Consider the following 25,135-nt stretch of genomic DNA (forward strand, 5'->3'; position numbering starts at 1 on the left):
GGTCGTTGCCGATTTACCAATTAGATATTGGCGAATCGACAACGACCTTTTGTATTGGCTGCTTCTAAAATCTAGCGTCCACAACCAATTCTGCTAATACTAAATCTATTTATACGGTAGCAACTGCTTCATTAATATCAATGTCTCCATTGTGTAGATTGAAGACTTTGCCTATCGTGTTATCTGCGGTTAGCACCGCGGCTAGCGTTGTCGCTACATCTTCGATTGCATTCTCACCAGAGCTGGCATCATTAATAGTGATCTTGCCTGTACCAGCGCGTTCTTTTAGTGCGCCTGGCTGTACTATAGTGTAGTCAAGCGAGCTGTTATTCACTAACCAGTGATCGGCGTAGTGTTTAGAGATGTAGTATTCTTTTAGATCTGCAATACCAGGGTTTTCATCCCATTTGTCAGTTTCTAATGAAAAGACTGAGCTCAGCATAATATAACGTTTAATACCTTTATCTTGTGCAGCCTGCATCGTTTTTACAGCACCGTGCAAGTCAACTTCTAAGACATTTTTGCCACCAGATCCTGCTACAAAGTAAACAGCCTCAATATCCTGATCCAGTTGTTTTTCAATAGACTCTTTACTGGCTGTAATGTCTAAATCTAGCTGGGTATAGTTGTCATTATCAAATAGTTTTTCTTTCTGACGAGTCGTGCCAATAACTTGATGATCATCAGCCAATAACTGCTTTACCAAATCTCTGCCCACTCGACCACTTGCACCAACGACTAAAATTTTCATAATCATTCCTATTTTTATTTAAATTCTATTGTTTGAATTATTCAGTAAGTTTATTTATCTTAAAAACCGAATATAGAGTAACAAAGATAGGTAGCACGCTTCGTTATAAAGCGTGCTGATTGAATAGTGTTTGGTTATAGAGTGTATACAGTTTGCAAGGAAGCAAACGTTGATCAGATGACATTGTGTCACAGATGGACAGAATGAGTAAGCGTCAGATAGAACGATAAAAAGTGCTAACGAACCAAGCGATTGAGACCATCAGCAAAGGCTTTTTTATCACGATCACCGTAGGGTTTTTGTCCACTCATTTCTTGCAGTTCTAGGACACCAGTACCGCGCATAGTATCCATAAAATCGCGCATATTGAGCTTTTGCTTGATGTTGTTTTTGTCGTAAACCACGCCACGTGTTGTCAGTACCATACCGCCCTTGTCTAAAATGTCATTGGCCAAGGGGATATCGCTAGTAATAGCCAAGTCACCAGCCTGTATCTGCTCGACGATATAATCATCAGCTTTGTCGAACCCTGATGGCACGACAGTCATAACAAGTAGGGGCGACTTGCGTAACTTGATCGGCTGATTGGCCACAAATATAGCCATGGTCTTGGTACGTTCAGCCGTTTTAATAATCAAGTCTTTGGCAATCAATGGCACCGAGTCTGCGTCCACCCAAATCTGCATTATTTCTTGGCCTTCTCAGATTTTGATGAAGGAGCAGTTAGGCTGTCTGCTTGGCCGTCTTTATTGTCTAGGTCATAAGCTGTGGCATCATTTTGAACACTGTTCTGAGTACTGTTTTTAGCATTACTCTTAGTATCGACGTCTGCCTTACTAGGCTGAGTATCCACGCTTGCATACTCTTTATCTAGACCAACCTTGTTTGGCAAGATAGCAACCAGTTTTGCCATAGCAGGCTCTAAATCAGTCACGTCATTAGGCATCAAAGTGATATGAGCAATCTTACGATCATCACGCTCAGCCTTATGATAGCTATGATAATGAGCACCATCGATGTTTAACACTGCACTGATATCAGGATATTGACCCAACACATTCACCATAATTGCAGGATGCACATTATCTGTATCGCCTAATGGCAAGTTAACCACGGCACGGATATGATTCTCAAACTGACTGGTGATAGCGCCTTCGATACTCCAGTGTCCAGAATTGTGTACACGTGGTGCGATCTCATTAGCCAATATCGCGTTATGACCGCGAGCATCTTTGGTGACGAACAATTCAAGCGCCATAACGCCGACATAATCTAAATGGTTCATGACTTTGGTGATGGCGTCTGTTGCTTGCTGAAACAGGTGACTCGTACCAACAGCAGGTGCTTGAGTTTTGGCCAAAATACCATGGTGATGGTGATTTTCGACCAAATCGTAACAGCGTACCTGACCGTTTTGGGCTCTTGCTGCAATGATAGACACTTCACGGCTAAAGTTAATAAAGCCTTCGGCAATTAACGGCGCAGGTGTTGGCGTGAGTGACCCTTTACCGCTGACAGCGTCTTTTAGGTCTAGCCAAGCAGCTTTAATATCACTGTCTTGCTTGATAACGAACTGTCCCTTACCATCGTAACCACCTCGACTGGTTTTCAGAACGATGGGCAGTCCTAATTCTTTACAAGCGTGCTTGAGCTCAGCTTCAGAATTGACTTCCATAAATGGCACGGTTGCAATATCAAGCGTGTTGAACATCTGCTTTTCTTTGAGACGATCTTGAGCGATATCAAGCGCAATCAATGGTGGAAACATGCCTTGCTTGCTGCCACTTTTTGACAAGCTAACCAGTTGCTCAACAATAGACGTCGGCGTGTTCTCAAACTCTAGTGTAAAGACATCCGCTGCTGCGATAAAGTCTTCTAATTGATCGCTATGAAAGACACGACCGTATAAGCTGGCAGGGCATTCTGGATTGTCTTCTAAGAATACACATTGGTAACCCAATGGCATAGCGGCTTCGGCAAGCATCATACCAAGCTGACCACCGCCTAAAATACCGATGGTACGAATGGTTTGGGTAACAGGATAAGCGTTTGCTGTAGTCATGGCAGGCTCTTTGAATAAAAGTGAATAAGGTGTTTGGTATATTAAAATCTAAAACTCAACGGGTGAAAATAGGAAAAGGTGCACTGTATGCACCTTATCTCTAATCGGAATTGCTTAAAAGTATACAGTGATAGCTTCAATCGTTAAGCTATAAATATAAAAGACTCTGCTATAAAAGCTGATCGATTTATATTTACCTAAGGATTGATAATACCTGGTGTTGGGCTAGCAAGAATAGTCTCAGTCTGAGACTGGCGCATCTGATCGAGCTTAGTAGCAATCGTATCATCATGCAATGCCAATACTTGAATTGCAAGTAGGGCAGCGTTATAAGCACCAGCAGCACCAATTGCCAAAGTACCAACAGCTACGCCTTTTGGCATTTGTACGATAGACAGCAGACTATCCCAACCGCTCAGCATAGATGATTTTACGGGGACACCAAAAACAGGTAGCGGCGTTTGACTGGCACACATACCCGGCAGATGAGCGGCACCGCCTGCACCAGCGATGATCACTTGTAGACCATTATCTTTTGCGCTTTTGGCATAATCAAATAATCTATCAGGCGTACGGTGTGCAGAGACAACTTCACAATCAAAAGCAATGTCAAAGTCTGCAAGCAATTGCGCAGCAGCACTCATAGTTGCCCAGTCAGACTGCGAACCCATGATAATGCCGACTTTTGGCTGACCAGCAGGGGAGGTGATTGGACCGTTCTGGTTAGCAGCAGTATTCGTGGTGCTCATGATTGGATATCCTCAAAAAGACCATCATACAAAAATTTTGCTACAGTCGTAAAGCCAAGTTTGACTTTTAATACTTGTATGGCGCTAATTGCATTGATATCACGATTTTATATTTGTTTTTCATCGTGATAATGCTGAACAAAGTGATTGACCGTCAATGGTAATGGTTGTTCGGTATCCAGTTGATAGCACGTTAGATAGCCGCTATCTACTGCAGCAGAGTAGTCAGTACAGGCAACTTGTGGACTGAGTGGCTCAGGTGTGCCAGTGAGCCAATAGTGCCCGACAAACACAGGTTTATGAGTTTTTAGCGCAAAGTCAATATTTTCAGCCAGCGCATCAGGCGGTATTTGTGCCAATGCGGACGATGGAGCACGAGACACTTCACGAAGTGTGCGTGTATTTAGCTCATCTAGCCACCAGCGTACTCGCACTCGCGTACGCTCGGTACCTTCTTTGTCTACCATCACAATGCCATCAGGCAGGCCTGTTTCAACTCCTTTTAACACTCGCTCTAAAGCGTCAAAGGCGACGGTATCTTCTTTAGCCGTTTCGATTAGACCTGCCGGAGTCAGACAGTTATCGTCAGTCAGAAGGGGTTTTAGTATCGCCATGCTATCTGTATCCCAGCAAGCATGTACAAAACACGCATAGTCGGTCTCGATCCATAATGGGATTTCATATAAACGCTGCAACCAATATTCATGTTGCTCTGAGCCAAATGGTATCTCTGCCAAAAACGCCTCGTGTTGGCGTCTATGGATATCATTGTGCGAGCGTAAATACTGGCTAGTATTATCAGGATCGCGCGTGGCATATGCCAACGCATTATATTCATGGTTGCCCATTACTGCATCGGCCACATCGGCATCTAGCATTGCAAAGACAATCTCTAATGTGGCTAATTGCTGCGAACCACGATCGATCAAATCGCCGATGAACAATGCCCTGTGACCTGTTGGTGGCACGAAATGCTGACCGTTATGCTCATATTCCAACTGATGCAGCAGACCGACCAGTTTGTCTGCATAACCATGTATATCACCGATAATATCTATAATCATAATGTATTACTAAATCTCAAATGTAGAAATATACCCTGCGCAAAATAGAGTTCATAGAATATTGCCGTCTTTAAAGTGCTAGCTTTATTATACGTAAAAATGTCTAAAATCCTGGTGATAGCAAGGCATTGATAAAGTGCGGTAGTACTTTTGGTTCCAAAACAATCGTGGCGATAACGCCAAATGCGCCGCCCCACATATGAGCCATGTGATTGATATTTGAGCCACCGCGTCGATCCGCATAGATACTATAAAATATATAGGCCACGGCAAATAGTATCGCAGGAATAGGAACTACGGCAAAGAGATAAATTCTTTCCCATGGTGCTAGCAAAATAAAAGCAAATAGCACAGCCGATACACCGCCTGATGCGCCTAGACTCAAATAACTGGCGTTGTTCTTATTTTTCACGTAACTTGGAATCATGGCAACGATAATTGCCAACACATAAAAAACCACAAAACCGTAGCCGAATAAAAACGGCTGATATAGTCCTTCGATAGCACGCCCAAAAAATACAAAGTAAACATATTAAAGAGCAAATGCATACTATCAGCATGAATAAAGCCGTGGGTCACAAAGCGATCCCATTGCCCATTGTTGACTGCTGGCGGGTAAAAAATCAATCGATTAAATAGCGTCTTGTTTTGCCAAGCCAATAAGCTGACAATAACGGTAATTATGATAATAAGCGTCGTATGGTTTAACAAAGGAAAATCCTTAGGCCGTGCCTGATATGTGACAATGTTACAAATGACAATATTCAAAGCCTAAGCGTTACGGCTGAGTAAAAAATAAGTTTGACGTCTGATCCGTATTAAGTACTAACCATTAGCAATAGACTAATACTAACAGCAGTTGCGATAACGCGAATACCTATTGTGTGACAAAACGATGCTTTTTTATGCGGTTATAGTGAATAATGTAGCAGTGTACCATGCAACATAAGTGAAACTTTTAAAGCAAGGTTAAAGACGAGAGTAGTGTTCATTCATCCGCGCTGCAATGAATCTTTTAGACAAAGAAGCAAAATACACAAGTGACATGGACAAAAATAAAATAAGTGCTCAATTTTGCACATTCAAATAAGGCTGATAGAGGCAGTGAAATATGAACATTATTGACCAGCTAGAACAAACGGTAACCCCAGCTGTAATGGGTAATGATGACAGCAATAATGTCGCCTATGTCAGTTTACTTGAGCAGTTTTATGCTGTTTTGGCTGCGCGCCTAGCTGTGCCACAGGTTTACTCACAACTGCTGCGTACTGATCAAGTGATTACTAGCATCAATAATGACAGCCCTTTATTTGAACAAATATGGCAAGATAAAAGTCTGCAAAAAACGATCGTCCAAGAGTTGTCAGCCACCCATCATATTGATGAACAGACAACTGAGCAACTACTGATTAGTGCTACCCCGTTGGCGTATCATGAGCTAAAAGTATTGGCCAATGGGCAGTTTTTGCCAGCATTTTTACAAGACAAACAGGCTGCTTTACGTCCATATTTACCTATCTGGTCAGCAGCTGTGATTACGGCTACTCAAGGCGTTAGTCAGCAAATACAAACAAGTTTCAATTCAGATGATGACTATGTGCCAGTACATATGCCAGTAAGTGACGACATATCGAATAGAATTGAGGACGCTACTTTAGCTACTGGCATAGCTGGCATAGACACACCAACAACGAATAATGATGCAGAAAGTATAGAGCAAATATCAACTGCTGAGCGTGCAAACACTGAAGCGTTAGATAACGATACGATGGCCAATAGCGATGCTATTCATGCCAATCCAGCAGCCTACCATTTGGCAGAAAATAGTAATTTAAAGCATGCACAAGTACGCACTCGCAATCAACGAAACGATCTACTAATACGTGTATTTTTATTAATAGTAGCTCTAGCTGCGCTTGCACTAGCAGCATGGGCATTATTAGTGAAACCCAATAATGAAATACCAGTAGAGCCTGTGGCCACGGCACCTGTTGAACCACAGCCAGCACCCGTGCCTCCTGTACCAACAACGACTCCTGTTGAGCTTATTGTCGGTGTAGACAACGGCGGTAACTTGTACACTTGTAGCGCGACCGTTGGCGATGCTGCACTGCAAAGCACGTTGCAACAGGCACTCAATACAAGCTTTGGTGAGCAGGCAAGTATTTGTGAATTAAACATACAGGATGGGGTAGCAACCACAATCGCTAATATGCCTGCCGAAATACTGTCCAATGTCTTGACGATGCTTAGATCAACACCATTTGCACGTTTGCATGTGCAAAATGATCGTCTCACACTGGAGGCGCCAGACAATATGCTGCTGCAAAAACTGGTTACAGAAGTACGCAACTTCGCACCAGCGATGGTGGTCGAGAGTACAGCACCATTACCGTTGCCTGATAATAGCAATATTGGTGATGCTACGAACAACATGGCAAACGCAAATAACCAGTTTGTAGATGATGGGGCGGGGATTAATAATCAACTCAATAATAATGGGGTAAATAGTAACTCTGGCGAATACCAAGCATCAGATGATGATACTGGAGATCGTGTGATACCAACTCCTTTGCCTAACAATAATAACAGTTTTAATAATGCGCCCAACAATCTGCCTACCAATGGCGCGAGTAATATTCCCAACAACTTTCCTTCAAATAATCAAACGACCAGACCGCCAGGCCCTTTTTCACCTTCAGAAGTGGATGAGATGGCAAACACGATTATCGTTGCTGAACCAGCTCAAGTTAGGTAGTTTTTATAAGGCACGCTGTTTTATAGGGCGTGTCTTTTTATATGGCCTATCTTTTCATGTAGCTTGGCTATAGTTACGTGTGCCATCCGAAACATTACTTACTGTATCATTTGCACAACAACGTACAGACTGTGAATAGCAGCTTAAGAATTTTATAATAATCAAAACCAAATAAAGTAGTTTGATGGATTTATCGCCACCATGACTACTATGACGATTGAATACAAAAGAATGAAATAGCTGCTTTTTGAGCAAATGAATCATATAAATAAAAATTAAGGGGAGAGCCATATTATGGATATTATTAGCCACTTGACACGCACCGTCAGCCCAGCCGTATTGGAAGATGACCGTAGCCCAGCTAAGAAAAATCTACTAGAACAGTTTTATGCCATTTTTGCTGCTCGTCTTGCAGACAATGATACTTTTAGCCGCTTTGCCAATGAAAACATTGCCCGTGATGACAATGCTTTTTATGACCGTGTATGGACAGAAGGGGCACACCGCGACCAAATCTCTCGCGAATTAGCAGGCAAACATAATGTCGATGCAACGGCCTCACGTGGTATGATTGCGATGGCAGCGCCATTGGCTTTTCATGAGATCAAAATCTTGGCTGGTACCACGCCCGTTCCGCAATTTTTGAATGACAACCTGAACAGTTATCAGCATCATATCCCTGCATGGGCGGGTACTGTTTTGCCTGCTAGTGCAGTCGCTGCTACTTCTACGGCTGGTGCACCGATTTCTGATACCACCAGTACAGCACCATTGCAAAAAGAAGAAGAGCAAAAAGAGAGCTTTATGAAAGCGCTGCTACCTATTATTGGTTTGATTATCTTGGGTGCATTGGCTTGGGCACTACTCAGAGGCTGCCAAGAAAACCCTGAGCCTGTAGCAACGCCAGCGGCTACAGTACAGCAAGGGGCACAAGGTAATGAGGCATTAGCGGTTGCAGGCGCAATTGAGCCTGCATCACTCAGTATCGCAACTGGTGAAAATAGCGAGCTGTATGCTTGTCGTATGAGCGTGGGTGATGAGACATTACAAACCAATGTTATGAATGCTTTGACTGGTGCATTTGGTGATGAAGCCAATAAATGCCGTGCTGATGTTGATGATAACTTTGCAGTAGATATGCCAGCATCTGCTCAGTTGGCAACGATATTACCAATTATTAAAAATGTACCGAACGCGAGTATGATTATTAAAGGTGATAACATCACTGTCAATGCTCCTGATAAAGCTGCATTGGATAAGTTGGTTGCTGACTTACAAGCAGCTGCTCCTGCCATGACCGTGCAAGCTGAAGGTCCATTAGACTTGCAAGGTGAGATTGATGATAGTCTGGCTGCTGCAGATGTGGCGATGACCAATCTTGGTGAAAACCCAGATCCACGTGATGTTGCCCGCGCTTTGAGTATTCAGGTGATTAACTTCCAAGTAGATGAAGCGGTTATACCTGAAGTCAATAAAGCGCTGTTAGACCGTGCTGCAGAAATCATCAATAACGTACCTGATATGAAGCTGATGATTGTCGGTCATACAGATAGTCAAGCCTCTGATACCTATAATATGGAGCTGTCTCAGGAGCGTGCTGAGTCAGTGAAAGCATATCTAGTGTCTAAGGGAGTTGATACCAGTAAATTAGCTACCAAAGGCATGGGCGAATCAGAGCCAATCGCGGACAATTCAACCGAACAAGGTCGCTTTCGCAATCGCCGTATTGAATTTATGGTCAATGACGAAGTGGTCAGCGCAAACGATGGCATGATGATAAACAGTGATTCGCTAGATCCAGATATGAACCCATTAGATAGTAACAACGATGATTTGTTACCAGATGGCGATGATGCTACCCAAGGTACTGCGGTAGACCCAAGCAATTAATCTATTTGTTCTTATTTTGATTATAGCTACGCAGTAGTAGTTAACCAATAAAAACCGCATCTTATAAAGGTGCGGTTTTTTGTATGCTGCTCGATGACAATTGAACAAGCTATTATTTATATAGAGTAGGATCTGTCGATTTTTTAGTAGTCTGAGTATCTGTTTGACTACCAAAAAAGTCTGAGTAACATTTTGCTTGGCTTGCTGCCAGTATTCAAACTGCTGGCAGGTAGACACAAGATCGCCTTGCCATGTTGGGATGTTGCCGCGCATGGTTTTGATACGTTGCTGGTTAGGGTAAGGCAGATCTTGCGCAGCTTTAGCAGCCTCATGAGCAGCCACACGGTCGTTGCAAACGAGAGCAATATCACAACCAGCATCAATGGCCGCTTTTACGCGAGCACTGACATCACCAGCCGCCTTTGCACCTGCCATCGATAAATCATCAGAGAATAATACCCCATCAAATTTAAGCTCATCTCGAATGATATCTTGTAGCCAAATTTTGGAGAATCCTGCTGGCTTATCGTCTACTTGCGAAAATATCACATGTGCTGGCATAAGAGCGTCCAGACTATGTAGTGTTTGAGCAAAAGGTTGCATATCGCTATTGACGATTTCATCTAAACTACGTGTATCGATGGCTTCTGATACGTGCGAGTCAGGAGCGATGGCACCATGACCAGGAAAGTGTTTACCAGTGGTTGCCATACCAGCCGCTTTCATTCCGCGCATAAACTGTGTTGCAAGCGCAGTGATGGCTTGTGGCTCATGATGAAAGCTGCGATCACCGATGACTTGGCTAATACCATCTCTATCCAGTACGGGTGCAAAGCTCAAATCGATTCCTACAGCCAGTACTTCAGCTGCCATTAGATAACCGCAATCGTAGGCGCAGCTAAGTGCTTTACTTGGGTCTTGATTGAATAGCTCACCCAATCGACCCATAGCAGGTAGGGGCGTGAAACCTTCACGTAGCCTCGCGACTCGTCCACCTTCTTGGTCCACACCGATAAGTATGTCTTGATTGTGATAACGTATATCGTCGCATAGTGCTCTGATTTGGGCCGCATCTGTGACGTTACGACCAAACAGTATTACTCCGCCAACCTGTGCTTGTTTAATCAAGCTGACATCTTCAGCGGTCAAAGCGGTACTATCGATATCTATCATTAAAACGCCGTACATCGCGTATTCCTTATTATTTTATATATGGTTATATTATGTGGGTGACTGATTATCTATCTATGCCTGTCTTATCACTTATCAGTCATTGTTCAGATATCTTATTATGACAGCTATTATTAACTGAGCATAATGTGGCAGATTATTGGGGTCAAATCAATTTGCTAATAGCCAGTAGATTCAGTCATCAAATCGTTGTTGATAGCCCTCAATTGCTATGTATGATAAAAGTGATAGAAAGTTTGGTATGTACAGGTGTAGCGTGTAAGATTGCTTATACAGTTTGAGACAGTTCAGTATTTATGCGCGTGATAATATTGATTGATTTTTGACTATATATCAGTATTTAATGATGCATAAAATATAAGAATAAAACACAGCATTTATAGGTCATAACAGATTCGAGCATTTCTAATTCTGATGAATTACCCAATACTATTAACTTCAAATAACTAGGTACATATGATGAAAAAACAACCAGCACAGTGGTTACTCAGTGCAGCGTCAGTGGGCATCGCCGGTATTATCTTAACCCAAAGCTACGGTACTGCAGTCGCCGAGACCAATACGGGAAGTTTCGTTCAGACCCCTGAGCAAAAGGTCACCACCCGTCAAGTAGCCGCCTTGCTGGATCGCAGTCATTATCTCAATCAGCCTTTAGATAGTAAAACTGGTAGCGAAATCCTATCAATGTATATTGATAGCCTTGACCCAAACCATACGTTGTTTTTGCAATCTGATGTCGATGAGCTGAAGAAAAAACATGCTGAAGATTTTGGCGCTCGCCTAAAACAAGGTGATCTGTCTGCAGGGGTAGAGGTGTTTGATCGTTACCGCAAACGCTCAAATGAGTACTTTGCGATGGCCACCAAGATGCTCAAAACAGACATTGATTTGACAGGTAACGACACAATCATTCTTGATCGCGAAAAACTCGGCCATTTTAAAACCAAAAAGAGCAGCGCGATTACTGGGAACGTCAGCTAAAGTTCCAGTTGATGAGCATTACCCTCGGTCAAGAAGACGAAAAAGCCAAAGAGAAAGTATTTTTAAGCAATCCAGATATCACACGTGGGCAAGACTTGGTACGTAACGATGAGCGTACGCCAAATGAAATTTTGCAAAATCGTTTGTCGCGTCAACAAGAGCAGTTTAAACGTCTCAAAGATGATGAAATCATGGAAACCATCTTAAATACGGCGATGCTGACCTATGATCCGCACAGTAATTACTATGCACCGATTCAAGCGACCGAACTCCAAATCCAGTCTAGTCTTCAGTTAGAAGGCATAGGTGTCTCTATTCGTCCAGATCGCAAAAATCCAGATTATACTCGTATTGTGACTTTGGTCGATGGTGGTCCAGCCGCCAAGTCGGGTCAAATCAAGCCTAATGATTTGATCGTTGGTATCGCAAAAGATGGCGAAACCATGACGGACGTGGTCGGTTGGTCAACGCGTGAAATTGTCAGCTTGATTCGTGGGAAACGCGGTACGTCGGTCACACTGAAATTACGTCAACCTAACACGCCAGATGCTAGCGCCCGTACGGTCACGGTAGTACGTGATATCATCCAGCAAGAGGAGTCAGGCGTCACTCAGCGAGTGGTAGAAGTGCAGCGTCCTAATATTGATAAGACGCCAAAGCGTATTGGCGTACTTGAGATACCAAGCTTTTACTTAAACTATCGGGCTCGTCGTAATGGTGAGGACTACCGTAGCGTCAGTATCGATACTGAAAAAGCACTAAAAGAGTTGAATAAACAAAATATCGATGGCCTAGTGGTTGATTTGCGTAACAATCCTGGTGGCTCATTAGATGAAGTTGCCAAGATGTTAGGTTTCTTTATTAAGAGTGGACCACTAGTACAGATTCGTGATAATCGCGGTAACATTCAAGTATATCGCGACAACGATGGCGGCGAGCAGCTGTATGATGGCAAAATGTCGGTTATTACCAACTTAGCATCGGCATCAGCCAGTGAAATCTTTGCCGCTGCTATTCAAGACTATGGTCGCGGATTGGTAGTTGGTAGTACGACAACTGGTAAAGGCTCTGCGCAGATTCAGCTCGATAGCTTAGCTTTAGGCTCTGCCACCTTAACTCAGCGTAAGTTTTATCGTGTCACTGGCGGTAGTACGCAAAATAAAGGTGTCGTACCAGACGTTGAGTTAGTCAATATCTATGATGATGCTACCTTTGGCGAGCGCGCTCAGAAAAAGCATTACCTTGGGATACGATCAGAACGGCGCCGTATAAGCCTGAAGGGAAGTTTACCAGTGATACGTTGGCGACGCTCAATCAACAGTCTAAGATTCGCCAACAAAAAGACCCGCAATTTACTTATCTGTCGACGCTAAATGATATTCGTAACATGGATGATGAAAAGAAACCTGTTCGTTTAGATATCAATAGCCGCCGAGCTAAAATGCAACTAATTGAGAAACGCTCATTAGAAGCAGAAAACAAACGCCTTATCGCAACTGGTGAGCGTCCATACTCTAACTGGAATACTTATCAAGCAGCGATGGACGCAAAGTTTGAAGAACGTAGCCGTATGAAAGCCGCTGAACGTCCAGAATTACCAGAGGATGAAGCGTTTATCAATGAGGCAGCTTACCTCATGCTCAGCGCTGAACCTAAGACAATGATTAGCCCTGAAGAGAAGCTATAATGTGAAGTTATTATAGCGTTACGTAATCTATGTAAGCATATGCTTACATAGATTGACGTTTAGACCTCTTACCAACGAAGGGTCAATCTGCGACTATAACTGTACGGCACGATTGAACGAAACGGTTCATTGATACTAGGGATTGGTATCTTAAAGATCGCACTAGGGATAAGTAGTTTGCTGATTAAGGATGATAAGGCTGGATGCCTGTCAGTTATGAGATACCCCGGGATTAGGTATCACGTAACGCTAACATGGATGGTTGGTAATAAAAGCCGCATGACGCTTGTCGTTATGCGGCTTTGTTACGTCTGGATGTTAATAATGTTTATAGCGGATTCTTTGAATAGATAGTATTAAAGTTGAGCATATTTATATTAATTCAAAACTTACCATGAGATAAGCATAAAAAAGGCCAGTAACCTTATCGGCTACTGGCCTTTTAGATTAGATGATAAATTTAATAACTTATTATCTAACTATTTTCACTACACTCTAGAAGAGATTAGTGCTCAACGCCACCTGCACCATGTACATGGCCATGGTTTAGTTCGTCTTCAGTTGCTGCACGTACTTCTTGGATTTCAACATCGAATGTCAAACGCTTGCCAGCCAATGGATGGTTTGCATCAACAGTCACTTCTTGATCGTTTACAGCAGTCACAGTAACCAACATTACTTGGCCACCAGCTTCTGACTGGAACTGCATACCAGGCTGAATGTCATCAACGCCTTGGAAGTTGTCACGTGGTACGTGCTGTACTGCTTGCTCTTGGTATTCGCCATAGCCATCAGCAGGTTCAACGACTGCATTAACTTTTTCGCCAGCAGACTTACCTTCTAATTGTGCTTCTAGGCCTGGGATAATGTTGCTGTGACCATGTAGATAAGCAAGTGGCTGACCTTCTGGTGACTGGTCAAGGATATTGCCTTCGTCGTCTTTTAGTGTGTAATTGAATTTGACGGCAGTGTCTTTTGCGATAGTAGTCATAAAATATCCTAAATATATCTATGTAAAAAATTAAATACGGTTGCAATAAACCTAAAAAGCCAATCTGCAAGCCAAAAGGCCACGTCATTAGTCAATTATCATCAGTTTATTAAAGTAACTTTAGCAGTTAGCATCTTTAATTGAGATGGCCCACATAACTTTCAAGGCAAAAAACATAAAAAATGCCAATTAATGCCACAATTTACAATAATAACTGCTATTTTCTATAGTTAATGCATAGCGATTGGCTATTCATGGTTTAGGAGTTGCTTTTTTAGAGCAGGACTTCTAGCATAATTATAAAAATAAGGATGAGAGACACGATGACTGCATTTGCCAATACCACTACTAAACAACCAGCGAGCAATGTTTCAACCAATCATGATGATACTAAGGCTAAAACGATAGTTGATATAAGCTATCAATTTGATTTTGCCCGTTTCTACGAGCATTTGGTCGATGTATCCCTGAGCTTTACAGTAGTATCCGACGCTCCGCAGCTTTGGTTACCAGCGTGGATACCAGGCAGTTATCTGATGCGCGAGTTTGCTCGAAACATCACTGCGGTACATTATCAAATAGTAGAGGCTCAAACAGCGGATAGTGACGAGCAGCCAGAGACTTATCGCGCGCAGAAAATCGACAAAAATACATGGCAGCTGCCAGCGGCGCAAGCAGGGCAGAGGGTCATCGTCGAGTACGAAGTCTATTGCTATGACTTGTCTGTGCGTACAGCCTATGTCGATCAGCAACGACTTTATGGTAATTTCACCTCGCTTGCGCTAGCCGTCGAAGGGCAAGAGCAAGCACCTGCCCACGTTAGCTTAATCGTGCCCGAGACATTTTTTGCAGACAAAGAAAGTAGCAAAGTACTGTTGGCCTGTGGCTTGGACGCTACGCACCTGCAGATTGATCAGCAGCAAAAAGGCCGTCAGCAAGCGAGCCATCAGCACCTTTACAAGTTACAGGCAACGAATTATCACGAGCTGATTGATTATCCATTTGAAATCGCAGAACAAGAAAAGTTCGATTTTATTATTCATGACAATGAGCATCAGACGCTACATCATAGCTTTTATCTGTCAGGTAAGCAGAATGCTAACCTAGGTCGATTGCAGCAGGATATTACTCAGATTTGTCAGACCTACGTAGATTGGTTAGGCGATGCGCCATTTGATGATTATACGTTTATGACCTTTGCTAGCGGTCAAGATTATGGTGGGCTTGAACATATCAACTCTACTAGTCTTATTACCCCGCGCAATGACTTGCCAAATGCCAATGAGCCAAAGCTACCAAGTACAGATTATCAGCGGTTTTTAGGACTATGTAGTCACGAGTATTTTCATTCATGGTGGGTGAAGACGGTACGACCTGATGTCATGATTGATGTCGATTTGCGCCGTGAGGCATTTACACCATTACTTTGGGTGTTCGAAGGGTTTACGTCTTATATCGATGATTTTATGTTGCAAGCGTCAGGTGTGATTGATAAAGCCAATTATCTGCGACTGCTAGCCGAGCAAATCAATCGCTACTACCAGACTCCAGGGCGTGGTAATCAAAGCGTGGCAGAGTCGAGTTTTGATGCTTGGATTAAACTGTATCGTACCGATGAAAATACAGGCAATGCGGGTATCAGCTACTATAATAAAGGCGCGTTGGTAGCCCTATGTCTGGATCTAATCTTACTCGAAAATAGTGATGGTCGTTATCGTTTGTTTGATGTGGTCAAAGCTTTTTATACTCAAGCCAAGCAGAACGACAGTAAGCGGATTGGTATCAGTAGTGCTGACATGGGCTCAGTCATTGAGCAGTTTATGCCGCTAGCAGAATGGGAAGATTTTGAACGCCGTTATGTCAACGGGGTAGAAGAGCTGCCAATTGAAGCGTTGCTAGTTGCAAATGGTGTCAAAATACAGGCGAATACTAAAGAAACGGCTGACAAGCATGTGCCTTGGGGTATGCGATGTAACGAAACGCCAGCTGGGCTCAAAGTCAATCGTGTGATGCGAGATAGTATTGCGGCTAAAGCTGGTATTTCAGCACATGACGTTATTATCGCGATTGACGGCATCAAAGCGGATACGAAACAGCTTACCGCCTTGGTTAATATAGCGCATCCTGTTGAATGTTATTTATTCCGTCGTGATGAGCTGATGTGTGTTCAGGTTCAACCCGAACCGACAACCAAAGTTAAGTCGCGAGATGAGACAATTAGCATGACTGGAGCAGTACCTCCTCATAAAGTAAGCCTACGCTTAGCAAAAGAAGATAAGACGCTAGACAATGATAATGAGCAATTAAAAGGTGATGCAGGTTGGGAGACATGGCTCAATGTTATGAAGCGGTAGCCTCAATGCTATATAAAATACCTTTCTATACGAAAAAACCTTCCATATAAAAAACCCTCTTCCGAGCAATCATGCTTAGAAGAGGGTTTTTTAAATTACTTTTAATATTGTAGATATATCCAAGCAACTTAAATGCTCGATAGGTCAGAGGTTGGAGAGATATACATTTACTGCTCTTTAGCTCTGTTATCTAGATTATCTGAGTTATCTGGATTCTTATTATCGGTAGTTTCAGGCTCAATACTTTCATCTACAGAACTATCGTCTTCGTTGCTACTTGCAGCCTCAAGCGCAGCAATCCAGTTTTTCATCACATCAATTTCAGTTTGCTGGTTATCAATGACGTCTTGCGCCAACTGACGCATCTCCTCATCTGTCCCATATTCGAGCTGAACTTTTGCCATATCAACAGCGGCAATATGATGCGGTAGCATGCCGCGTGCAAACGCCATATCAGGCACGGGATCAGCCACACCCAAAGTCATTTCGCCATGCATATTTTCCATGCTTTTAGCATATGCTTGCTGCATCGCCACAGTATTTGGCTTAGGTTTGGCAGCATCAGGATGGCTAGCCAGCCACTTGTTTAAGACATCGATTTCAGCTTGCTGTGCCGTGATGACGTCTTGAGCAAGTTGGCGCATCGCTTCATCAATGCCATACTTGAGCTCTATTTTTGCCATATCTACCGCGCCGCGATGATGTCCCAACATACCTTTAGCGAAAGCGGTATCAGGATCGTTATACCCCATACCAATCATCATCTCGTCATGCATTCTAGTCATCGATCTCGTATAGTCTCTGAGCATATCGCTCATTTGAGACTCATCGCTGACACTGTTATCGCTGTCATTTGTTAGAGTATCGTCTGCCATATCGTCATGCTCAGCATGTGGTATATCAGTTACTGGCGGTGAGGTTTCTTCTGCAGGATTTGATTGGTTGTCCTCTGTCGTTGGCTGACAGGCACTCAATACAAGCGCTGCAGAAATGCTAGTGACCAACGAAAGAAAACGACGAGAAGCAATCATGACATATCCCTATTGTGAAAAAACCAAACGATAAATGGATAATACTTATTATACATAATCAATTACGTGCTGAATGTTAGCAGATAAACCTTACCCATTCGAGACACTATGTTTAACAGGTCGTAATATATTAGTGTCAGAGCTTTATATTAGGGGCTAAACAGCTAAATAGCCAAACAGTGTGAACTAATCAACAATATATAAACTTAAAACTATCTAAACTAGCTAGAAATACCTAGCTGACGACAGTGTTCGCTAGTTAGATGAACGCGTACAAACTCTCCAACAGCTAACTCACCTAGCTCAAATCCTGCCACTGACCAACGTATCAAACGCAGACAAGGCAGACCGACATGCGCTGTCATACGTCTAACTTGGCGATTTTTACCTTCATATATTGTCAGCATTAGCCATGAGTCCGGTACGCTTTTACGCTCACGTATTGGCGGATTGCGCTGCCAGAGTACCATCGGTAGCTCATTTTCACTGACGTGTTTGACCTCAGCAGGTAGCGTTTTACCATCTTTTAAAACCACGCCACGTTTGAGCTTATTGAGTTGCTCAGCAGTAGGGGTTCCTTCTACTTGCACTAAATAAGTTTTACCTTGTTTGCGCCCTGCATTGGCTTTTGGCGGATGAGTAATTGCTTTATTAACTCGACCATCATCGGTCAAAATCAGCAAGCCCTCTGAAGTAGCATCTAACCGACCAGCAACTCGCAAAGCCTTGTCAGTAAAGTATTGCGATAGGGTGGTGTGATCGTTATTACTGTCATCTCTAAACTGACTTTGCACGCCGTAAGGCTTATTGAATAAGATGAGACTAGAAGTAGACATAAAACGGTGTTTCCTAGTTTTTGAGGGACAATGAATCATTGTAGCGTATGTTTTGTGATGCAGAGCTAGTATTAAGCGACAAGACTACGGGCGATATATTTAACGTGCTGTATGCTACGTGACCTGCTACAAAAGTAGGACAGCGCTTGTATAAATTTGCTGTTATCCTAAATCCGCATTCTGATAGTGGTATTTATATTCTTAATAGAGAAATATCTACTATCTGTAAGCGGCAATCCTTGTTTGGGTCTTTATTTTAATTTTTTAGCTTCGAGCTATTTTTCATATCGTTCAAACCAATGCCGTAAGTGTCGTACTCATCAAAGCTTTGCTTAACCGATAAGCGCCCAGAGCGTTACAACTATAATAAAACGGTTAGCATAACAAAGTGTCTAGTTCGCTTGCGACGTCCAACATACAACCAAGGAGTATCATCGATGTCATATGATAAGGTTATCGTGCCAAGAGACGGCGAAAAAGTGACCGTAAACGCAGATTTAACATTAAATGTTCCCAACCATCCGATCATTCCGTTTGTGGAAGGTGATGGAATCGGTGTAGATATCACGCCTGTCATGATAAAAGTAGTCAATGCTGCGGTTGATAAAGCGTATCACGGCAAGAAGTCTATCATTTGGATGGAGACGTATCTTGGTGAAAAGGCAGCGAAAGTATATGACGGCGATTATTTGCCAAGCAAGACGCTAGAGATTCTAAAAGACTACGTCATTAGTATCAAGGGTCCATTGACCACGCCAGTGGGTGGTGGCTTTAGTTCGTTAAACGTCGCAGTGCGCCAAAACCTCGATCTGTATGTCTGTCAACGCCCCGTACGCTGGTTTGAGGGCGTACCAAGCCCAGTGCAGCATCCAGAGCTGACGGATATGGTTATTTTCCGTGAAAATACAGAAGATATCTACACGGGTATCGAGTGGAAAGCGGGCAGCGATGATGCCAAAAAAGTTATCAATTTCTTAAGAGATGAGATGGGTGTGACCAGTATTCGCTTCCCTGAAGACTGCGGCATCGGTATCAAGCCTGTCTCAAAAGAAGGCTCACAACGTCTGGTACGCAAAGCGATTCAGCATGCCATTGATAATGGTTTGCCAAATGTGACGCTAGTGCATAAAGGTAACATCATGAAGTTCACTGAAGGCGCGTTTAAGGATTGGGGTTATGAGCTAGCGGCAGAGCGTTTTGGTGCAGAGCCATTAGATGGCGGTCCATGGATGACTATGAAAAATCCAAAAACAGGTAATGACATTATTATTAAAGACGTCATCGCTGATGCGTTTTTGCAGCAGATTTTGATGCGTCCTGCAGATTATTCTGTAGTGGCAACGCTCAATCTAAACGGCGACTATATCTCTGATGCATTGGCCGCTGAAGTAGGCGGTATTGGTATCGCGCCTGGCGCAAATAAAGGCGGCGCGATTGCTGTTTATGAAGCGACGCACGGTACTGCGCCTAAGTATGCTGGTCAAAATAAAGTAAATCCAGGTTCATTGATATTGTCTGCTGAGATGATGCTTCGTGATATGGGCTGGACGGAAGCAGCTGATCTTGTTATCAGTGGTATCCAAGGGGCGATTGCCAACAAAACAGTCACGTATGATTTTGAGCGTCTGATGCCGGATGCTACCTTACTGAGTACTTCTGAGTTTGGTAAGGCGATTATTAAGCATATGGAAGCCTAAGACTACTTAAACGCTAAGCATTCTATTTTATTGTTATGTACAAAAAGCCGCCTGATTATATAGGTGGCTTTTTTTATTTCACTTTTTATAAAGATTTTAGAAAACACAAAAAAACACCCCAACGTTCGAAGACGGTTGAGGTGTTTTTTACCAAGACTTAAACCCGCTTAATCGCTTCTGGGTATAAAAACCAAAAGCGATTAGGTTTAATGGTCTAAGAGCAATCGCTTAAATTATAGCGATGCCAAAGTCTCGTTAAACAAAGCGCTTGGACGCATTGCTTTCTTAGCCAACTCTTCATCAGCATAGTAGTAGCCTTTGATATCTACTGGCTTGCCTTGAGCTTGGTTAAGTTCTTTAACGATGGCTTCTTCGTTCTCTTTTAGTTTTTGCGCGAATGGTGTAAATTGCGCTTTTAGCTCGCTATCTTTATCTTGCGCTGCAAGCTCTTCTGCCCAGTACATCGCTAGATAGAAATGGCTACCTCGGTTGTCGAGCTCGCCAGTTTTACGTGATGGCGACTTATCGTTTAGTAGCAGTTTTTCTGTTGCTGTATCTAGCGTGTCTGCCAAGATTTGAGCTTTAGCATTGTTGTCGTTGTTTGCTAGATGTTCCAAAGATACCGTCAATGCCAAGAACTCACCAAGTGAATCCCAACGTAGATGGTTTTCTTCTGTCAGCTGCTCAACATGCTTCGGTGCAGAACCACCAGCACCAGTTTCAAACAAACCGCCGCCTTTCATTAGTGGTACAACTGATAGCATCTTGGCACTGGTGCCTAGTTCTAGGATAGGGAACAAGTCAGTTAGGTAATCGCGTAGGATGTTACCGGTCGCAGAGATAGTATCTAGACCACGAGCAACGCGCTCTAGCGTATAACGCATCGCACGAACCTGAGACATAATCTCGATATGTAAGCCAGTAGTGTCATGATCTTTTAGATATGTTCTAACTTTTTGATTAGCTCGTTCTCATGTGGACGGTAAGGGTCTAACCAGAAGATTACAGGTGTATCTGATTCACGAGCACGGCGTACGGCAAGTTTTACCCAGTCTTGGATAGGCTCATCTTTAACCTGACACATGCGCCAGATATCACCTTTCTCAACACGTTTTTCGAGTAGCACTTCATCAGTATCAATATCGACGATACGTGCAATACCAGCATCGCTAGACTCAAAAGTCTTGTCATGCGAGCCATACTCTTCAGCTTTTTGAGCCATTAGGCCAACGTTAGGAACGGTACCCATGGTTTTTGGATCAAAGTTACCATGCCATTTGCAGAAGTTGATCATTTCTTGGTAAATACGCGCAAAGGTAGACTCTGGCATGACGGCTTTACAGTCATACATTTTGCCATCAGCACCCCACATTTTACCACCTGAACGAATCATCGCTGGCATAGAAGCATCAACGATTACATCACTTGGAGAATGGAAGTTGGTGATACCTTTTGAAGAGTCAACCATGGCCAGACGTGGGCGATGCTCTTGACACGCATGCAAGTCGCGCTCAATCTCTTCACGCTGAGAGGCTGGCAAAGTGGCAATTTTGTCGTACAAGTCAGCCATACCGTTGTTGACGTTGATACCTAGCTCATCAAAGAATGCGCCATGTTTTTCAAAGGCTTCTTTATAGTAGATTCTAACCGCATGACCAAAGACGATAGGATGCGAGACCTTCATCATGGTTGCTTTTACGTGTAATGAGAACAAGATACCAGCTTCGCGGCAATCTTCCATTTCACGCTCATAAAACTCTAATAGTGCTTTTTTGCTCATGACCATCAGGTCGATGACTTCTTTATCAAGCAAAGCAATTTTAGGCTTTAATACTTTTTGAGTACCGTCATCAAGTAACAACTCCATACGTACTGTACGAGCTTTATCTAATGTCATAGATTGCTCGCCATCGTAGAAGTCGCCGCCATGCATGTGTGATACGTGCGTGCTTGACCATTGCTTCCACTCACCCATAGAGTGTGGATGCTTGCGTGCATAGTTTTTGACGGCTTTAGGAGCGCGGCGATCTGAGTTACCTTCACGCAGTACTGGGTTCACTGAACTGCCTAAGCTTTTGCCATAGCGCTTGCGTAGCTCTTTTTCTTCGTCAGTTTGTGGATCTTCTGGGAAGTTAGGGATGGCATAGCCTTTGCTCTGTAGCTCTTTGATAGCAGCTTTTAACTGCTGTACAGAAGCACTGATGTTTGGCAGTTTAATGATGTTAGTATTTGGGTCTTGAGTCAGACGACCTAGCTCAGCTAAGTTGTCAGGAACACGTTGCTCTTCGGTCAAGTATTCAGGGAATTCAGCCAATATACGCGCTGCAACAGAGATGTCGCTGGTTTCAACTTCAACGCCTGCTGTTTTTGTGAATGCTTCGACAATAGGTAAGAACGACAGAGTCGCCAGCGCTGGGGCTTCGTCAGTTTTTGTATAAATAATTTTTGACATTTTAGTTAGATCTTCCTTTAGGCTGTAGTTAATAATAAAGCTCAAATATAGTGTTGAATATGCGTCAATGATACTATGCAATAATCCATGATATGGTTAGAACAAGTACTTCATATGTAGCTTCTTAGAAATTTTTAAGACAGGTCAGACATTTTCTTTTAATAATATTCATGAAAAAAGCATTTAAAGGCAACACGTTAACGGTCGGTGCAAAACTGCCTAAAAGTGAATCACTGACGCTACATTATAATCAATCCACTATAAATCCGATAGGATGTCAATCGTATACCATGAACTAAGTATACTGTTTTAGCTCGTATCCTATGGTTTCGAATTATACTAAGCTAATAACAACCTTATTCTACCAGTCATCGGCTTCGATATCATCTTTTCCATACAACTACTGTTTTTTCATGACGTTTTATATTGATCTTACTGCCCATGAGCGCATTCTTACAAACCACCCGCGTTATCGTTGGTGGTTTTCTATTGGGTGCGGATAAGTTTTTGCAAATTGTGACAGCAATGACGTAAAAATTTGCTAGTCTAGGTCATCAATAGATTGGTTATCGATAAATATATCGCGATTATAATAGTGACGGTGAATATGAGTTTAGAGTATGCGCTGATTAATGATACCAGCTGGCAGAGCCAAACAGAGTGGCAGACGCCAGATACCCCTTTTATGTCATTTGCTTTTTGGCAAGCCTTGACTGACACCGGAGCAATTGGTGAGCAGGCAGGCTGGCTACCGATATTTATTTTGGTACATCGTGTCGCTGATGCTACTAATAGTGCCGATAGTGAAGATAACACCGATACCTTAGTAGATGACGCGGTAGAAAATACATTGCAGCCTGTGGCTGTCATGCCAGTATTTATAAAAGGTCATCATCGCGGTGAGTTTGTATTTGATCATGCATGGGCTGAAGCTTATGCACGGTATGGCGTTGATTATTATCCGCGATTGGTCACTAGCGCACCATATACACCGATTACTGGTCAAAGGATTTGGTTGGCCAAAGGTGAAACCTTGAATGAAGCTATCCTCAAAACGGCCATCGCAGGTATCGATGATATCGCTCAACAAGTGGGCGCCTCAAGCTGGCATGGACTGTTTGTGACACCTGAGCTGGCCTCTATTGCCACTACATCTATGCCAACTGAAATTGATGTAGAGCTTGCCATAGCGGCTCAAGAAAGCGGCGTAGAGTCAGCTGCTATTGAGCTACCGATATTTGAGCGTCAAGGCTGCCAGTTCTTATGGCAAAACAAAGACTTACTTAATGACCGTAAGCCATTTGCAGATTTTGATGCGTTTTTGATGACCTTAAAAGCCAAAAAGCGTAAAACCATTCGGGCTGAGCGCCGTAAAGTTGCCGATCAGGGCATTAGCTGCCAGCGCAAGTGCGGAGATGCTATTAGCGATGCTGACTGGAAGGCCTTTTATCATTGTTATGTGATGACTTATGCAGTACGTGGACAGCAACCTTATTTGACGATAGATTTTTTTATGGCATTGGCAGCGAGCATGCCTGAGCATATAATGCTTGCGCAAGCACTTGATGCCAGTGGTGAGATTATAGCGAGTAGTTTGTTCTTATATGACAGACCTGATAGCGACAATGTTGATAGTGACAGGGCTGATAATAATGCTACCTTATATGGTCGTTACTGGGGTGCGCTAGGTGAGTATGACAGCTTGCATTTTGAGCTATGCTATTACCAAGGTATTGAGTTTGCTATTGAGCAAGGGTTGATGTTTTTTGATCCGGGTACGCAAGGCGAGCATAAGCTGGTACGTGGTTTTATCCCAACGACAACACATTCTATCCACCGTATTTATGATCCGCGTTTTGTACCGGCAATTGGCGATTTTTGTGCTAGAGATCGGCTGCATATGGCGCAGTATCGTCAGCAGGCATTCGAAGCTTTGCCTTTTAATGCAGACAATATGCCTGAATTTGATGGCAGTGACTCATAGCATTGATTCATCACGGTAATCATTTGTGACTAACTTTGCTTCACTTTGCAAGCACCTTTTAACTGTTAAATACTCTCTAAAAAATACTAGCCATAAACTATGACCAGCAATTCTTTTAGTTCTACCAATGATCTACCTCCTACTGAACTCATACCTTGGCTAAATGCTGAAGGCTCTCTCACTGCTATATTAGAAGAGAAGGCAGGGCAGCCGCTGCGTGTAAAACGCAGCTTCGAAGGATATCGTCCGCTGACTTTAGAACAAAAAAGCAGCTGGGTGTACGAGGCATGATGCTAAATCGTCCAATACTGGCATGGATACGGGAAGTGCAGTTATATGGCAATGATGACATGCCATGGGTGCAAGCACAGAGTATCTTTCCTTTAAACAGTTTAAAAGGTCAGTCGCGTCGTCTTCAACATCTGAAAAACACACCTATCGGCTACGTTTTATTTAAGCGTCGGCGTACCTTGCCAAATGAGCGTTTTATCAGTCATACCAGTGACGGTTGGCAACGACAAACGCGTTATGACTGGTATGGTCGCACGCTTATGATCAGTGAAACGTTCTTACCTGCGTTTTTAACTAGCGACCTATAAAAATATTACTAGGTTAACCTCGCTTGAGTTATTTAATATACATCTACACTCGGCTGCC

At 43.1% G+C, this 25,135-nt stretch carries 14 protein-coding genes and 4 pseudogenes; 7 read left to right on the top strand and 11 right to left on the bottom strand.

The genetic code is table 11. The features are described 5' to 3' along the window. Positions 1 to 109: 109 nt before the first annotated feature. The 6 genes and pseudogenes from ACOBWA_RS01870 to ACOBWA_RS01895 form a co-directional block, all read right to left on the bottom strand. On the bottom strand, positions 110 to 751 hold the full coding sequence (locus tag ACOBWA_RS01870; RefSeq protein ID WP_420230070.1) for an NAD(P)H-binding protein: 642 nt from the start codon (positions 749 to 751) through the stop codon (positions 110 to 112). Positions 752 to 987: 236 nt separating this feature from the next. Further along, positions 988 to 1,437: a YaiI/YqxD family protein gene (locus ACOBWA_RS01875; protein ID WP_102093310.1), complete on the bottom strand. Its 450-nt coding sequence runs from the start codon at positions 1,435 to 1,437 to the stop codon at positions 988 to 990. Then, positions 1,437 to 2,813 carry a 5-(carboxyamino)imidazole ribonucleotide synthase gene (locus ACOBWA_RS01880; RefSeq protein ID WP_420230071.1) on the bottom strand — a complete coding sequence of 459 codons (1,377 nt, stop codon included), beginning with the start codon at positions 2,811 to 2,813 and terminating at the stop codon, positions 1,437 to 1,439. The genes ACOBWA_RS01875 and ACOBWA_RS01880 overlap by 1 nt, the downstream gene beginning before the upstream one ends. Positions 2,814 to 3,010: 197 nt before the next feature. After that, positions 3,011 to 3,562: a 5-(carboxyamino)imidazole ribonucleotide mutase gene (gene purE, locus ACOBWA_RS01885; protein ID WP_082624535.1), complete on the bottom strand. Its 552-nt coding sequence runs from the start codon at positions 3,560 to 3,562 to the stop codon at positions 3,011 to 3,013. A gap of 107 nt (positions 3,563 to 3,669) precedes the next feature. Next, positions 3,670 to 4,626: a metallophosphoesterase gene (locus tag ACOBWA_RS01890; RefSeq protein ID WP_420230072.1), complete on the bottom strand. Its 957-nt coding sequence runs from the start codon at positions 4,624 to 4,626 to the stop codon at positions 3,670 to 3,672. A gap of 103 nt (positions 4,627 to 4,729) precedes the next feature. Then, a pseudogene (locus tag ACOBWA_RS01895) lies at positions 4,730 to 5,175 on the bottom strand (rhomboid family intramembrane serine protease). A gap of 562 nt (positions 5,176 to 5,737) precedes the next feature. Between ACOBWA_RS01895 and ACOBWA_RS01900 the strand changes: the two are divergent. Further along, complete coding sequence (locus tag ACOBWA_RS01900) at positions 5,738 to 7,384, top strand: hypothetical protein (RefSeq protein WP_420230073.1); 1,647 nt, start codon at positions 5,738 to 5,740, stop codon at positions 7,382 to 7,384. Between the two features lie 294 nt (positions 7,385 to 7,678). Continuing rightward, entirely contained in the window at positions 7,679 to 9,274 is a 1,596-nt protein-coding gene (locus ACOBWA_RS01905) for an OmpA family protein (protein ID WP_420230074.1), read from the top strand. On the opposite strand, the gene nagZ is transcribed toward ACOBWA_RS01905, so the two are convergent. Beyond that, positions 9,221 to 10,462, bottom strand: coding sequence for a beta-N-acetylhexosaminidase (nagZ, locus tag ACOBWA_RS01910; protein WP_420230075.1), 1,242 nt, complete (start codon positions 10,460 to 10,462; stop codon positions 9,221 to 9,223). The genes ACOBWA_RS01905 and nagZ overlap by 54 nt on opposite strands. 462 nt (positions 10,463 to 10,924) lie before the next feature. On the opposite strand from nagZ, the pseudogene ACOBWA_RS01915 reads away from it, so the two are divergent. Beyond that, a pseudogene (locus tag ACOBWA_RS01915) lies at positions 10,925 to 13,133 on the top strand (carboxy terminal-processing peptidase). Between the two features lie 505 nt (positions 13,134 to 13,638). On the opposite strand, the gene ACOBWA_RS01920 reads toward ACOBWA_RS01915, so the two are convergent. Continuing rightward, positions 13,639 to 14,124 (bottom strand): FKBP-type peptidyl-prolyl cis-trans isomerase, encoded by a 486-nt coding sequence (locus tag ACOBWA_RS01920; protein WP_057758283.1) that lies wholly within the window; start codon positions 14,122 to 14,124, stop codon positions 13,639 to 13,641. A 323-nt stretch (positions 14,125 to 14,447) separates the two neighbouring features. Between ACOBWA_RS01920 and ACOBWA_RS01925 the strand changes: the two genes are divergently transcribed. Further along, on the top strand, positions 14,448 to 16,478 hold the full coding sequence (locus ACOBWA_RS01925; RefSeq protein WP_420230076.1) for a M61 family metallopeptidase: 2,031 nt from the start codon (positions 14,448 to 14,450) through the stop codon (positions 16,476 to 16,478). Positions 16,479 to 16,645: 167 nt separating this feature from the next. Here the strand turns inward: ACOBWA_RS01925 and ACOBWA_RS01930 are convergent, their stop codons facing one another. After that, entirely contained in the window at positions 16,646 to 17,509 is an 864-nt protein-coding gene (locus ACOBWA_RS01930) for a DUF305 domain-containing protein (protein WP_420230077.1), read from the bottom strand. A gap of 221 nt (positions 17,510 to 17,730) precedes the next feature. Continuing rightward, positions 17,731 to 18,345 carry a pseudouridine synthase gene (locus ACOBWA_RS01935; protein ID WP_101205551.1) on the bottom strand — a complete coding sequence of 205 codons (615 nt, stop codon included), beginning with the start codon at positions 18,343 to 18,345 and terminating at the stop codon, positions 17,731 to 17,733. Positions 18,346 to 18,782: 437 nt separating this feature from the next. On the opposite strand from ACOBWA_RS01935, the gene icd reads away from it, so the two are divergent. Continuing rightward, positions 18,783 to 20,042, top strand: coding sequence for an NADP-dependent isocitrate dehydrogenase (gene icd / locus ACOBWA_RS01940; protein WP_420230078.1), 1,260 nt, complete (start codon positions 18,783 to 18,785; stop codon positions 20,040 to 20,042). Positions 20,043 to 20,275: 233 nt separating this feature from the next. On the opposite strand, the pseudogene ACOBWA_RS01945 reads toward icd, so the two are convergent. Then, positions 20,276 to 22,494, bottom strand: a pseudogene (locus ACOBWA_RS01945) (NADP-dependent isocitrate dehydrogenase). A gap of 607 nt (positions 22,495 to 23,101) precedes the next feature. Between ACOBWA_RS01945 and ACOBWA_RS01950 the strand changes: the two are divergent. Together ACOBWA_RS01950 and ACOBWA_RS01955 are read left to right on the top strand one after the other, a co-directional pair. Then, positions 23,102 to 24,478, top strand: a complete 1,377-nt coding sequence (locus ACOBWA_RS01950) for a GNAT family N-acetyltransferase (protein ID WP_420230079.1) — start codon at positions 23,102 to 23,104, stop codon at positions 24,476 to 24,478. A 99-nt stretch (positions 24,479 to 24,577) separates the two neighbouring features. After that, positions 24,578 to 25,077: pseudogene (locus ACOBWA_RS01955) on the top strand (chorismate--pyruvate lyase family protein). Positions 25,078 to 25,135 lie beyond the last annotated feature (58 nt).

It is taken from the genome of Psychrobacter sp. ER1, from assembly GCF_048631835.1.
In the GTDB taxonomy this organism is placed as follows: Bacteria; Pseudomonadota; Gammaproteobacteria; order Pseudomonadales; family Moraxellaceae; genus Psychrobacter.

Bases quoted from the DNA above. Each gene is read 5' to 3' on its own strand.
- ACOBWA_RS01870 (WP_420230070.1), bottom strand. From the start codon at position 751: ATGAAAATTTTAGTCGTTGGTGCAAGTGGTCGAGTGGGCAGAGATTTG.
- ACOBWA_RS01875 (WP_102093310.1), bottom strand. From the start codon at position 1,437: ATGCAGATTTGGGTGGACGCAGACTCGGTGCCATTGATTGCCAAAGAC.
- ACOBWA_RS01880 (WP_420230071.1), bottom strand. From the start codon at position 2,813: ATGACTACAGCAAACGCTTATCCTGTTACCCAAACCATTCGTACCATC.
- purE (WP_082624535.1), bottom strand. From the start codon at position 3,562: ATGAGCACCACGAATACTGCTGCTAACCAGAACGGTCCAATCACCTCC.
- ACOBWA_RS01890 (WP_420230072.1), bottom strand. From the start codon at position 4,626: ATGATTATAGATATTATCGGTGATATACATGGTTATGCAGACAAACTG.
- ACOBWA_RS01900 (WP_420230073.1), top strand. From the start codon at position 5,738: ATGAACATTATTGACCAGCTAGAACAAACGGTAACCCCAGCTGTAATG.
- ACOBWA_RS01905 (WP_420230074.1), top strand. From the start codon at position 7,679: ATGGATATTATTAGCCACTTGACACGCACCGTCAGCCCAGCCGTATTG.
- nagZ (WP_420230075.1), bottom strand. From the start codon at position 10,462: ATGTACGGCGTTTTAATGATAGATATCGATAGTACCGCTTTGACCGCT.
- ACOBWA_RS01920 (WP_057758283.1), bottom strand. From the start codon at position 14,124: ATGACTACTATCGCAAAAGACACTGCCGTCAAATTCAATTACACACTA.
- ACOBWA_RS01925 (WP_420230076.1), top strand. From the start codon at position 14,448: ATGACTGCATTTGCCAATACCACTACTAAACAACCAGCGAGCAATGTT.
- ACOBWA_RS01930 (WP_420230077.1), bottom strand. From the start codon at position 17,509: ATGATTGCTTCTCGTCGTTTTCTTTCGTTGGTCACTAGCATTTCTGCA.
- ACOBWA_RS01935 (WP_101205551.1), bottom strand. From the start codon at position 18,345: ATGTCTACTTCTAGTCTCATCTTATTCAATAAGCCTTACGGCGTGCAA.
- icd (WP_420230078.1), top strand. From the start codon at position 18,783: ATGTCATATGATAAGGTTATCGTGCCAAGAGACGGCGAAAAAGTGACC.
- ACOBWA_RS01950 (WP_420230079.1), top strand. From the start codon at position 23,102: ATGAGTTTAGAGTATGCGCTGATTAATGATACCAGCTGGCAGAGCCAA.